This is a genomic window from Gordonibacter pamelaeae 7-10-1-b, assembly GCF_000210055.1.
Classification (GTDB): Bacteria; Actinomycetota; Coriobacteriia; order Coriobacteriales; family Eggerthellaceae; genus Gordonibacter; species Gordonibacter pamelaeae.
Map to the genome: position 1 here is coordinate 100,566 of NC_021021.1, position 13,182 is coordinate 113,747.

General features: G+C 53.8%; 12 protein-coding genes and 1 pseudogene. All 13 read right to left on the reverse strand.

The window, feature by feature from the left end:
- Positions 1-211, reverse strand: a pseudogene (locus tag GPA_RS00435) (N-acetyl-gamma-glutamyl-phosphate reductase); the annotation flags it as partial.
- A 767-nt stretch (positions 212-978) separates the two neighbouring features.
- Positions 979-1,473 carry an LbetaH domain-containing protein gene (locus GPA_RS17710; protein ID WP_156790887.1) on the reverse strand — a complete coding sequence of 165 codons (495 nt, stop codon included), beginning with the start codon at positions 1,471-1,473 and terminating at the stop codon, positions 979-981.
- Between the two features lie 6 nt (positions 1,474-1,479).
- Positions 1,480-2,919: an oligosaccharide flippase family protein gene (locus GPA_RS00440; RefSeq protein WP_041238675.1), complete on the reverse strand. Its 1,440-nt coding sequence runs from the start codon at positions 2,917-2,919 to the stop codon at positions 1,480-1,482.
- A complete protein-coding gene (locus GPA_RS17115) occupies positions 2,903-4,108 on the reverse strand; it encodes a Coenzyme F420 hydrogenase/dehydrogenase, beta subunit C-terminal domain (RefSeq protein WP_083808781.1) in 1,206 nt (401 codons plus the stop codon). The genes GPA_RS00440 and GPA_RS17115 overlap by 17 nt, the downstream gene beginning before the upstream one ends.
- Before the next feature lie 153 nt (positions 4,109-4,261).
- On the reverse strand, positions 4,262-5,266 hold the full coding sequence (locus tag GPA_RS17120) for a polysaccharide pyruvyl transferase family protein (protein ID WP_156790888.1): 1,005 nt from the start codon (positions 5,264-5,266) through the stop codon (positions 4,262-4,264).
- Positions 5,253-6,458: an O-antigen ligase gene (locus GPA_RS00445; protein WP_015538630.1), complete on the reverse strand. Its 1,206-nt coding sequence runs from the start codon at positions 6,456-6,458 to the stop codon at positions 5,253-5,255. The genes GPA_RS17120 and GPA_RS00445 overlap by 14 nt, the downstream gene beginning before the upstream one ends.
- 16 nt (positions 6,459-6,474) lie before the next feature.
- Positions 6,475-7,545, reverse strand: a complete 1,071-nt coding sequence (locus tag GPA_RS17125) for a glycosyltransferase family 4 protein (RefSeq protein ID WP_083808785.1) — start codon at positions 7,543-7,545, stop codon at positions 6,475-6,477.
- Positions 7,538-8,446, reverse strand: coding sequence for an ATP-grasp fold amidoligase family protein (locus tag GPA_RS00455; RefSeq protein WP_015538632.1), 909 nt, complete (start codon positions 8,444-8,446; stop codon positions 7,538-7,540). The genes GPA_RS17125 and GPA_RS00455 overlap by 8 nt, the downstream gene beginning before the upstream one ends.
- Positions 8,443-9,546 carry a non-hydrolyzing UDP-N-acetylglucosamine 2-epimerase gene (gene wecB / locus GPA_RS00460; protein ID WP_015538633.1) on the reverse strand — a complete coding sequence of 368 codons (1,104 nt, stop codon included), beginning with the start codon at positions 9,544-9,546 and terminating at the stop codon, positions 8,443-8,445. Before wecB ends, GPA_RS00455 begins: the two co-directional genes overlap by 4 nt.
- A 46-nt stretch (positions 9,547-9,592) precedes the next feature.
- Positions 9,593-10,810 (reverse strand): nucleotide sugar dehydrogenase, encoded by a 1,218-nt coding sequence (locus GPA_RS00465; protein ID WP_041238676.1) that lies wholly within the window; start codon positions 10,808-10,810, stop codon positions 9,593-9,595.
- Positions 10,807-11,493, reverse strand: a complete 687-nt coding sequence (locus tag GPA_RS00470; RefSeq protein ID WP_231847532.1) for a WecB/TagA/CpsF family glycosyltransferase — start codon at positions 11,491-11,493, stop codon at positions 10,807-10,809. Before GPA_RS00470 ends, GPA_RS00465 begins: the two co-directional genes overlap by 4 nt.
- Positions 11,494-11,589: 96 nt before the next feature.
- A complete protein-coding gene (locus tag GPA_RS00475; RefSeq protein ID WP_231847533.1) occupies positions 11,590-12,342 on the reverse strand; it encodes a sugar transferase in 753 nt (250 codons plus the stop codon).
- A gap of 110 nt (positions 12,343-12,452) precedes the next feature.
- Positions 12,453-12,995, reverse strand: a complete 543-nt coding sequence (loaP, locus tag GPA_RS00480; protein ID WP_015538636.1) for an antiterminator LoaP — start codon at positions 12,993-12,995, stop codon at positions 12,453-12,455.
- Positions 12,996-13,182 lie beyond the last annotated feature (187 nt).

Sequence of the window (13,182 nt, forward strand, 5' to 3'; positions counted from 1 at the left end):
GCTCGCACGCGGCGAGCGCCGGGTCGTCGTGCGTGGCGAAGGCGAGGTCGGTGGCGCCGGCGAAGCCGGGGTACTCCGCGTCGACGCGCGTGCCCGCCAGCTCGTTGGACGTGGCAACCGCGAGCTCGAGGTCGGGATGGCGCAGCACGAGGCGCACCAGCTCGATGCCCGCAAACCCCGCCGCACCCACGATACCCGTCTTGATGGCCATGTCGATCCCTCGCTTGCTTGTTGCGCCGGACGTGTTGTCCAACCTGCCGGGCGCGAAGCTACTTTCGTGCATCTGCACAAAAGTGCGCCGCGACATCATTACGGATCATCGTAAGAAAGAACCGCACGTTTGGCAAGGCGGGAAATGAAATAGTTACATGAAGACCGGGAGCGTGGTTGTGAGAGTTGATTGCTTGAAGCCGACCCCGACCTCAACGCCCATGAGCTCATGCACCTGTTCCGCGGCTGGTCGGACATGCCGTGGTGCGCAGACAAGCGCGACTCGCTCGCCAATTGGATAAGCCTCGCCCAAAGAAGCGGCGTCTTCGAGATGAAGCGGCAGCCAAGACCCTGAAGCGCAACCGCGAAGGTGTGCTGAACGGTTATAAGCTCAACAAAACCAACGCCACCGCCGGGGGGGGCTCAACAGCCCCATCAAGGCGATGAAGCGGATGAGCCACGGATCAAGACCTTCAAACGCATGAGGAGGCGCTGCCTGCTCTCGCTTGGCTACATGCGCATCATCAAGCGCGGCATAAGGCTCAACGGGGTGAAGTTCGAGGATCTAAGACTCTAGCAAATCATCCTTGCAAACCAGGAGGTGAGGCTCTTGAGCAAAACTGCGCTTCTGCGCCAAGGGAAGCTGATGCGTATGGCCTAGACGCGCCCCGAAGGCACTGAAAATAATGCTTGCAAAAACTGCCTTGTCAAAGGCGTAAATCGTTGTGCCAGATTTGGATTTGAACAGGGGTTTTGGTTGTCAAAGAATCAATCAATTTCAAAAGTTTTGCCTGATGGCGAGTTGATTATCGTAGTTTGTTCAGAACCAACTCCCAGATCACGAATTTTTCTTGCAGGGATTCCCGCCCATATCTCGTTGTCCCCTGTTGAGCGGGTTAGCATGGCATTTGCGGCAATCACCGTGTTTTTTCCAACGACGAGTTCATCTTCGCTGCAAATAATCTTGCATCCAGCACACAAGATTGCTCCCATTTTAACCGTAAAGCGCAAGCGCGATTCAGCATGATAGTCGAGCCATATATTCCCTCTACCAATAGTCACGTTTTGATAGACCTTGACGTAGTCTTCGAGGGTTGTGCCTGGATGCAAAACGGTCCCCAAAGCGTTGTGCGGGAACGAAACCCTATGGCCGATTTTAACGCTGCGCGGAATATCGGCGCCTCTTCGCAATACCATTCGTTGAGCAAGATGCCCAATAATGGGATACCGATAAAGACGCACGAGGGCAGAAACTGAGAACATGCAAGCCTACTTTTTTATTAGTGATCCTATAATCGCTCTATGGCTCGTGCTATGCCTCGCTAATACAGCGAGGAGCGCTCCAAAAACTATCAGCCCAAAGATGATTTCAAGAACTAAAAGAAGCGGGGGACTCACCTTGCCAATCGACAGAACCCGAGCTAAGACCTTCACCGAGATGCACATCAAAACCCCAATCCCAAGGTACGGGAGAGAATCGGAAACATATTGTTTTATATCCAAATACTTTCTAGCTGAAGCAGTAAGCATTACGCAAACGAGCAATTCTGTTGCTATAGTCACCAATGCAGCGCCCCGCGCATTCCACCTCGGAATCGCCCATAGATTTAGCATGATGTTGAAGACCGCGCCCACCGCAACCGAGGAAATATACTGTTTGTCTAATCTTTTCGGAATTAAGTATTGTTCCCTGATCACTGAGGCCCAAGCAATCATCGGCACAGTCACGCTCATAACAACGAGCAGATATCCCGTCTCTGTATAATTGTCGCCAAAATAGACCACTGCAAATAGATCGCCTGTAGCAATCAGGCCGAACATGAGACAAATCGCGATAATCATCGAAAAGGACATAGTCGAACGGATGAACTTGACCCCCTTTCGTTCTTCGCCCGTCGATATTAAATACGACATCCTCGGAAGTACCACCGCCCCAAGCGCGGAAATTACGCCTAGAGGAACCATGATGATTTTGTCCGCGCAATCGAAAAAACCGAGTTGGGCGCTGCTTGAAAGCAAGCCGATGAGAATCTTGTCCAACACCCTATATACGCTTGTAGCAATCAGGGGAACGAACAAAATCACACTTGGTTTTAAATGCCGTATCAGCTTACAAAACTTTGGGATGTGGAAACTTGCGATATGCTTCTTCACATAGGGCCACAGCAACACCTGAGAAATAAAGTATCCGAGCGACATTATCGCAACATATAACCAAACATCGTCACGACCTTTAATGAATACAAAGATGCAGAAAGCGGTTAAGCACTTTATTACTGAATTGCGAACAACTGTAATCTTGAAATCCTCTTCGCCCCTGAATAGCCAAGTTACATCCAAAGCGGTTGACAAAATGTAAAGTATCCATATTGCACTAAGCGAATCACCAAATAGGAAAAGATAGACCAAATACAAGGCGAGTGCAAACCCAGCCGTAAGAAGCTGGGTAAAAAAGAGCTCCCAAAACAACTGATCTTTCGTAGCCTGCAGATCCCTGACTGAGGCAATACTCCTGGTCCCATAGCGCAGCATTCCCAGCGTCGCAAACATTCCAAAGTAATATGCGACATTATAAGAATATGAATAGGCCCCAATTCCGTCTGGACCCAGAATACGGGAAAGATAGGGTGCCGTGATTAGAGGAATTGCAAAAGCAAGCACTTCATACGCTAGGCTGAAGGCAAAGTTCTTTTTAATGCTTGGTGACAAGCAGTTTTCTTTCTTTTGCTTTTCGAAGAAACGTGAGGATGCCCGTTTTGCATGCCAACCCCTTGACGGCTTCGATGCAATAGTCCGAAAGCTTAATAGGCAGATAGCTCTGAACCACCGAAGAAAAAGAGTTTGAAAGAATTTGAGAGTAAAAGGAATCCGATCGCGGATGCTTCGGGGTGCAGCCCTCTATCATCTTGCCATTTAACTGCTCGCCCATCCCTCTATCAATTGCCGAAAAAACGACCTCTTCTTTTCCAAGCTCAAGTAACAGCTTCTCGCCCTTCTTCGTATTAACTAAAACACTTGTATGGCCAAGATCATCATCGTTGTCTCCAGTCAGCTCACAATACCGCCCGCAATCAAAGAGCGTTATGTCGGAATAGCGTCGCCTTCCCTTGAACTTACATTCGTTGCAAGATTTCCTGTGAGCGATGCCAGAAAAGAAAGCTCGCAAATACGGGTCGATTCTTCCGCTTTTGCTATAAACTCCGCTCTCATAGACAACTCTCATTGTGCTCATATGGTACCCGTAAGTCTTGTTGCGAAATCTTATTGACTCGATTCGCCCAAATTGCATATCTGACAAATATTGCCGCCAGGCCATAGGCGAAGCGACCCCGTGGCAAACCAAGTCAACAAGAAAAAGGCTCGCATTGTCGCCGAAGGCAGTTTTTACTGCGGCCGTCTGGCACGGCAAGCCGGTGAAGAGAACGGGGATATTTTGTTCCAAGTTTTTCTTAATACTGGCGAACACCTTGTTCGTCAAGCTGCTTTGAACATACTTAGATCCACGACACCTCATCACTTCCTCAGCAGTATGGCACTCGATATGTTCAACAACCCATTCGTCAGAAAAAGCAGCGCCGTACGAAACACCACCGAGCGCCATCATCGAATTCGCGAGATGGAGATGCATTCCGCCCCCGGTTGATGCGACCAAGTTTTCACTGACGCCCGATTGTGCAACAAGCCCAATATCGAGATAATCTGAAACCGGAGGGTTGATTGATGGACAATCAGCCAAACACTTGCCGCAAGCTATGCAATTATTTCCAACAGCCGGAAGAATAAAGCCTCTTTCGTTTTCTTTCATTTCAACGCAGCGCATCGGACAGACGAACGAGCACAACCCGCACCCCGAGCAACTTGATTCATCCATAATGGAAACGTTCGACCTACAGACCATCGACAGCTTCTTTCAAAAAATTCCAAGAATCGCAACGCCAATTGTCTAGACTCTCATCAACGGTTGCAAAATCAACCACCAAGCTTTCAAGACGCCCCGGATCCGCATGATCCATCAAGCAGCAGCGGAGATCTAGCTGAGAGAACAGACTGTCTATTCGTGTGTTTCTGCTATTACCCCCATCGATATCACGATAGAAGGTCGCAAACTTTTATGATGAATAAGCGAAAACACTGTTCCATGAAAAGAGTCCGTCAGAACATAATTCGCATGCCGTATCAGATTTATAAAATCGTCAGGATTGGCCGAGTAAAAATCAAAGTCATTGATAAGATCGTCTTCGTCAAGATGATAACGCCAATCTTTCAGCATCACCACCGGAAGTCCCGTCCTCTTTTTGAGCTCAGCAGCCATACGCCTTGACTCAGGATTGATGCCCAAGAAATAGCACAGGATATAATCCCCTTCGACGATCCTTTTTTCGGGAACGATATTGAGCCATCCAGCCTGATCAAACAGCAAAGTGGGATCAACAACCAGTTTTGGCTTGACATCGCCGCCCGTAACGCTGGCCACTATTTCAATCCCACTTTTTTCCCGAACACTCAAATAATCGATTTTGGATATGAATCGCGCGGCCCTAGCGGCAGAAGACTTCGGCATTGAGGAAATGCCGAAGCTGGTCGCATATGAGATTCGCCTGACCCCCTCAGAAGCGAATTCAAGAGTGTAAAAACCAGAGCTATACCCAGAAGGCAACCACAGTTGATCGCTGCCAACCAAGACTGCATCATACTTCTTTGAGCCATCTTGCAAGGCAGAGTACCCTTCGTATACGGGGCTTAGTTTGGTGAATCTACGATCACAGTATTCTCCAAAGGATTCGGATCTCAGTTCTTGTTTCGCCTTCTGAGCGCTATGTTTGCTTAAATACGCTCTCCACTTAAGTTCTGCGGTTAAGCCCAGCCAAGCATCTGCAGTAATAACCTTACGAGCGATCTGGACAACTCTTAGGGGGGAAATTTTCTTTTTGTACCTGATGAGCTCGTACTCAACTTCCAGAGCATCAATGGCTTTGCATGTGGCAAGAGCCTGGAGCATACTCCCGAAATTATGGTTGCTATAGCATGCGCAAAGTCCAAGCTTAGGCACGTTCACAAGCCTCTCTATCTATATTGGCTTTCATAGCGGTCATAAAAGCAACGAGCAATGTGATCATCTGCATCGAAAAAATCGACCCAGAAGCAGTAGTCGAAATGAGAATCGCCGCGATCATCGTAAGCGATAGGACCAGCATCCCCGAGGCAATCCCTAAACGATAAAAGTCGACTACGAGCATGATTAGCAGAAGAAGCCAAATGATCAGTCCTAAAAAGCCAAACTGAGCCAACACGACAGGCCAAAATGTATCTGTTAAGTAGCTAGGATTATTTGGAGCCAATCCGTAGACGTTTTGCAAGCCGTATTGGTAGTAAAGTGGGGAATAAATTGTCTTCGTGACTCCCGACCCGAAAGAAGCGAAACCAGCACCCAAAGGGAAAAAGTTTTGAAACACTGAAAGAGCAGTTGTCATCAGGTGACCTCGCGCAGACTCGGAAGCGCTACCGTAATACACGGACATCTGCGCTTGCCCGACGAGGAAAGCAGAAACCGATCCTACGCCAATTACGACAAAGGGAGCGCGCGTAGACCCCTTTTTTACAAATATAATAATCAGAACGATCACCAATGCAAGCGCTACCCACCTGCTTCGTAGAGACATCGCCATCAGAACCAAAGCGATACCGATATATTTTTTCCACCCGTTACTGGCATCCGAATAAATAAACGCCATACAAGCAAGAGAGAGGGTGACCATATGAGTAGGATGAATAAATACAAATTGGAAAGCCTTCAAGCCGTAGCGCATCTCATATGTCATTCCAATGTCTACGAATTGATTAATCACCAAGCATGCAAGCATCAATACTAAAAGGACCTTGCTCTCTCTGGCCATATAGCTAACGAAATAAGAAGTGTTTCCGAGAATAGATTTCAGGGCAAAGTAAATGATAAAGAACTTTGAGCAAGCTAATATATCGACCAGAATAAAAAAAGTATCGGAAACTATGCCAGAAAGAAAGTTTCCAAAAAGCCCAATAACGACGATCGCAAATAACAGGCACAGCGCGATCTTCATTTCCCTCGTAAAACGAGATTTGCGCATCGCCATGGAAAAGAACAGAGAAAGGAGCGAGGATACCGCCAAAATCTCATCATAATAAGAAAAAGGAGGCAGAATTATCTCGATGATCGGCTGGAATAGCAGTAAGTTAAAGGCAATCAGAGCTAAAAGCTCAATGCAAGTCATGTCATGTTTAAACTTGTTAGGTATTCTGCTCAGCATCGTCATCCAGCAATCTCAAATACAAATTGGCTAACTGCGTATGGACAACCTTGTTGTCAAGTTTGCCTAAAACATACTCTTGGTTTGCATCCGCCATCTGATAAGCTCGATCTTGATCAACAAGCAGTTCCTCGAGGGCACAAGCCAAGGCGCTTACATCACCTGGCCCGATCAGCACACTACCCGCACGGCATACTTCTTCGGGTATACCCCCAACACAGGTACTGACCACGGCATTGCCAGCAGCCATCGCCTCAATGATCGAGACGGGAAAGCCTTCATCGTACGAGGGCAGAACCATGATGGAGGATGACGAGAGGATGTCCTGGACCTTTTCCTCGCCAAGCCATCCAGTGAATTGCGTACTTTGCGAAACACCAGCAATCTTGGCCGCTTCTTGCAGCTTTTCAATTTCTCCATCACCCGCAAACGTGCAGAAGAACCTCATCCCCTTACTCTGTAGCATGCCCAATGCCTTAATTAAGTCGTACGCGCCTTTGCGAACGCCAAGGCGTCCTACAAAAGCGATGCTTGCCGGAAATCCGTGCTTAAAGTTCGATTTCGCGCAGTCTATCGAGTTATTTATTACAACAACGTTTTTCAGATCGAGAGTGTTTTCAAAAAAACATTTCCATGAATTTGAAAGAACTATCACTGCGTCTGCTTGCGAAAAACTATGCCGAAGGCGTTTCTGCCCCCGTTCGCTTAATGACGCAAAAAACTTTTTGTATTCGGCACCATGTACATGATAAACAACTCGAGACCCCTTGAGTTTCGCGGCTTTCCCATACAAAAGTTTTCTCCAGGTACTCGAATATGATGCAATATGTATATGACATATGTCAGCCTTCAAAGGCTTAATGATAAAGCGCATATACTGCACCCCAGTGAAGAAAAGCCGAGATGCAAGACTTCCGTCCTTGCAAGAGGGAAACTCTAAAATTGTGAAGCGGGAAGCTAAGGTTTCGCTTTTACTCAATGACCGAATAACCGACGCCATTCCGCCGGACGCGCGGGAGCTATCTGGGCCTATCATTAAAATTTTATACATAAAGAGTCCGCGCTTGTTCTGGCAGTACCAAGCAATCGCCAAGATATCTATCTAATGGATCGCGAAGCTTATCTTCCTTGCTATGGAAAGGATCAAACCCCCCGCCTGTGTAAAAAGTGAGTTCACCAAAGAAAGGCTTTCCTTCAATGCAGTACCAATCGACACGAACGTGAGGGAAGCTTTCGGATAAACTTTGCGACAGCGTCAGCATTTCTTCAAAACCGTCCGGCTTAGCAAGCAGCTCGCCTTCTGGCACATGGCTGACATGCCAATCGCCGTAAGACTCCCAAGCAGGTGAAAAGAACTGCTCTTTGTGGTTTTCAAAACGATCGGCGTCGCACTGGATCATCTTACAGACACCATCAAAGCAATAAAACTTATAATCATTAGGCGTTGCTCGTTCTCGATCTCTCAGATACTCCTCGACAATGATGCGAGGCTTCACGCCCTTGTACGCCCATTCGCGTCCTTGCCAGTACCAATTGCGCTTGAGCGCCGTCTCTAATCCACGAGCCGCCGCCCCGAAATCGAAGGTCGCTTTGTCTATACAGATGTGAGCGCTCTGGGAATCGTGTGTGCACTTGACGACAAATTCATTAGGCAAGTCGGCACCGAGGAATTCTTCAACAGTATTATAGACGCCAATAAGCGGTACCAAATACTGCGAACCGATCCGCTTTTCGACGAAGTCACGCACTTTGCACTTGTCCACAAGAGAAACCATGCGAGGATCGTGACAGTTGAGCTTCATCCACTGCAGTTTCTCATTGAACGTCGACGGCTCGTCGATGTTCGGAAAGCCGCCGAACTTTGCACAGTAGTAAATCTTGATGTACTGCCTGTCGGGAAGGAACCTGAGGCTGTTCTTCAAGGATAGCATGAAGCGTTTCTTGAGCCTCATACGCGCCTTCCTTCGAGCACGTCCGCTATCCGCGCGCTGGCATGACCATCTCCGTATGGGTTAGACGCATGGCTCATGGCCAAATAAACCCTCTCGTCGGAAAGCAGGCGATCGAATTCGCGGCAAATTGCGTCTTCTTGGGTACCTACAAGCTTCAAAGTCCCAGCCTCCACGCCCTCGGGACGCTCGGTGGTATCGCGCATGACGAGCACGGGCTTGCCGAGCGAGGGGGCCTCCTCCTGGATGCCGCCCGAGTCGGTCAGGACGAGATGGCAGCGCGCGAGCAGGTTGTGGAAATCGAGAACCTCCAAGGGCTCGATCATCCGCAGGCGGTCGAAGCCGTCGAGCTCCGCGTGGGCGGCCTCGTGCACAAGAGGGTTCATATGAACGGGATAGACCGCCTTGACGTCGGGACGCTCCTCCATCACGCGCCGGATGGCGCGGAACATGGAGCGCATGGGCGCACCCAGGTTCTCGCGGCGATGCGCCGTGATGAGCACGAGGCGAGACCCTGCGGCCCAGTCGAGAACCGAATGGGAGTAACCCTCCCTCACTGTGGTTCGCAGGGCGTCGATGCCGGTGTTGCCCGTAACCCAGATGCGGTCGGCGGGCTTGCCCTCCTCGAGGAGGTTGCGCCGCGAGGCCTCCGTGGGCGCGAAGTACCAGCGGGACACCACGTCGACCGCCTGGCGGTTGAACTCCTCAGGCCAGGGGCTGTAGAGGTCCCGGGTGCGAAGGCCCGCCTCGACGTGCCCCACGGGTATCCTCAGGTAGAAGCACGCGATCGCCGCCGCGAAGGACGTGGTGGTGTCGCCGTGAACGAGCACCGCGTCGGGCTCCTCCGACTCCAGAACCGCCCTCATCTTGAGCAGCACGTCGCAGGTGACATCGAAGAGCGTCTGGCCGGGCCTCATGACGTGGAGGTCGTGGTCAGGAACCACGCCGAATGCGTCGAGCACCTGGTCGAGCATCTCGCGGTGCTGGCCGGTGACGCACACGACGGCCTCGAAATCGTCGGAACGCGACTTGAGCTCGTTGACGAGCGGACACATCTTGATGGCCTCCGGTCGCGTGCCAAAGACGAGCATGACCTTCTTCATGATTAACATTCTCTTTTCAAGGAGTAGGCGAACCTTTTTGGAACGGTCAAAGCTTGTGCACGTTCTCGCCGGAGCCCATCACGTCGCGCGTGTCGAGCAGGACGCGGTCGCCGAACGCCTCGGGCCGGCCCTTGACCTCGGAGTGCCCCACCATCACGACCACCATCTCAAGGCCCTCGAGGAACTCCTCCATGGAGTGGACCTGGTTGGGGACGACGTCGCGCTCGACCCAGGGGTCGTACACCTTGCAAGGCGAGCCCGCGAGGTGTCTGCCCATGCTCTCGAGCATCTGCAGGGTCGGGGACTCGCGCACGTCGTCGACGTCCTCCTTGTAGGCGAGTCCGTAGATGCCGACCTTCGAGGAATCCGTTATCCCGCTCTCACGCATGACCTCGCTCGCGCGGGCGAGCACGAACTCGGGCATGGAGTCGTTCGTCTCGCGGGCGTTCCTGATGAGCCGGGCGAGCTCGGGATAGTCGCCCACGAGGAACCAGGGATCCACGCTGATGCAGTGGCCGCCGACCCCCGGCCCCGGCGAGAGGATGCCCACCCTCGGGTGCTTGTTGGCGATGCGGATGATCTCGCGCACGTCCATGCCGTCGGAGCGGCAGATCTTGGCGAGCTCGTTGGCGAAGGCGATGTTGACGTCGCGGAAGGTGTTCTCCACGACCTTGGTCATCTCGGCGGTGCGGATGTCGGTGACGGCGATCTCGCCCCGGCAGAACGAGGCGTAGAGCGACTTCACGAGCTCGCCCGTCTCCGGGTCGTCGGCGCCGACGGTGCGGTTGTTGCGCAGGAGCTCCCCCACCATGTCCCCTGGGATGATGCGCTCGGGGGCGTGGGCGAGCTTGACGTCCCCTCGGCCGCGCCCCGCGAGCGCCGGGCGCACGTAGCGGTCGATCGCGCCGGGAGAGACCGTCGACTCGATCACCACGACCGCGCCCTCCGGGGCCACGTCCAGGACCGACCCCACCGCATCGACGACGTAGGAGGGGTCTATCCTCTTGGTGGCCTTGTCGTAGGGGGTGGGCACGCTCACGATGTAGGTGCCGCACTCCTGGTACTCGGTCGAGAACCTGGCGCCGGCCGCGACGGCCCGCCCGAAGAGCTCGTCGAGCCCCTCCTCCTTGAACGTGGTCCTCCCGGCGTTCAAGGTGGCCACGAGCTCCGCGTCGCAGTCCGTGCCGACGACCTCCACCCCGTGCGCCGCGAACATGAGCGCCGTGGGGAGTCCTATATAGCCGAGGCCAATTACGTTGATCACTGCACAACTTCCTTCTTGCTTTTATTCTTGCATTTGCATACGTATCGGACGAACGAGACGTTCCCCACGACGTACCTGCGCCAAAGGCGGCCGGGCTCCTGGACGAAGCGGTAGAGCCATTCAAGGCCGCGATCCTGCATCCACTTCGGGGCGCGGGAGGTCACCCCAGCCACGACGTCGAAGCTCCCGCCAACGCCCATGACAAAGGGGACGCCCAGCGCCTCAAGGTGCTCGTGCGCCGAGTACTCCTTCTTCGGAGACGAAAAGCCCAGGAAAAGCATGTCCGCTCCCGAAGCCGCAATGTCGGCAACGATGCCGGGCACGTCCGGTTCGTCGAAGTAGCCGTTGCGGTAGCCCGCGATGCCGAGCCCCGGATACCTCCTCTTGAGCTCGTCCCGCACGCCGAGCACCGACTCCTCCTTCGCCCCCAAGAGATAGATTCCGTAGCCCTTCTCAGCCGCAACCTCGACGAGGCGCAGGAACAGGTCTATCCCCGCGACGCGCTCCTTCAAAGGGACATTCAGCTGCCGCGCAGCCCACACGATGGAGGCTCCGTCGGCGTTGACGAGGGGGCAGGCGTTCACGATCTCGGCTAGCCTCGGATCCTCGCGCATGAGGTTGATTTTGGAGGCGTTCAGCACAACGTGCTGGGTGGGGACCCCTGCGGCGACGATCTTCTCCACCTACGAGACGGTCTCCTCGAGGGAGAGCGCGTTCACGAACGCGTTGAGGATCGGGTAGCGCTCCGGCGCCTCGTAGCGAGCTTTCATGGAGGGCATCTAGCACGCCCCCTTGCCAGTGAACATCACAACCACGGTGCGGGCGATCACCTTGAGGTCGGCCGCAACGTCGCACTCCTCGATGTACTTGAGGTCGAGATCGACCATATCGTCGAAGGTCGTGTCGCTGCGGCCGCTCACCTGCCAGTAGCCTGTGAGGCCGGGCTTGACGGACAGGCGGCGCGTGGCACGCTCGTCGTACTGGGCCACCTCGGAGGGCAAAGGCGGGCGCGGGCCCACGCAGGAGAGCTGCCCGAGCAGGCAGTTCAGGAACTGCGGGAGCTCGTCGATGGAGTGCCTGCGGATGAACCTGCCTATGCGCGTCACGCGGGGGTCGTCCTTGATCTTGAACAGCGGGCCGTCGGCCTCGTTCAGGTCCTCGAGGTCGGCCAGGCGCTCGTCGGCGTCCTTGTGCATGCTCCTGAACTTGTACATGTCGAACATCTCCACCTCGCCGCTTTTGCCGATGCGGCCCACGCGCTTCTGGGAGTAGATGGGGTTGCCGGGGCTCTCGATGCGAATGGCCAGACACAGCAGAAGCGACGGGACCAGCAGCACGATTATCACGCAGAGGGAGAACGCGATATCGAACGCCCGCTTCAGGAAGCGGTACGCGAGCCGGCCCTCCTCGCGCGGGGCGGCTAGCACGGGCCCCTCGGCCTCGACCACGAGCTCCGGCGCGAGGAACGCCACGTCGGACGCCTCGAGGGCTCCTTCCCCGTCGACCGCCATCGCACTTTCTTCGATGGTCACGCGGCCGCCTTTGCTTGGCGGACTGTTTCGTGCATGCAAAGCACGGCTACTTCGTCTAGCTCGACAGGGGGAGCAACGACGAATCCCTGCCGCAATGCAACAGGGAAATGCTATTTCTTTTTAGGCCTGCGGCCGACAATCGCCAGTCCTATCTCTACGTTGATGGTTCTGCCGAACATGCTCACTTCGACGCGGGCGGTTCCTTTGCGGCGGTTGACCTCGGTGATCCAGCCTTCGCGGTTGATCATGGGGCCTTCGGTTACCACCACCTTGTCGCCTTCGTATACGGCCTTCGACAGGCTGATGGTGCGGTGCTTCTCGGTGGTGAAGGCGTTGATGAACGCCTTTTCGGACCGATCGAGGGGTATGAATGACTTCTCGCTGCCGAGCATGCGGGTGAACGTTGGGATCTTGACCAGACGGTCGTTCAGCTCGTCCACACGGTTGGTGACGGCTATCACATAGCCGGGGAACAGGTTGCGCGTGAGGGTGCGGTACTGGCCGTGGAACTTGCGTTCCACCTGGTAGCGCGGCACGAAGCACTCTTTGAGAACGGGTCTGTTGTCCTTCGAGCGCTGCCCCGCCGCATGCAGGTTGATGAGCTCGCACGCCTTGTCCTCCTGCCCGGAAAGAACCTGGATCACATACCACATGGAGGGCCTCCTCGCTCAGGCGGACATAGCTTCGCCATTCGGGCCTAGGGCCCGCGGCATCGAGAGTATTCATTCCCCTGGTTCCGCTTGGCCCGCCGATGGCACCGCCTGCGCTTGCTCAGGATATGTTCGTCGCGGTTTCCCGCCGGGAGCCCAACGTCGTGCGCCTTGGGCTCCCGGCGGGAAA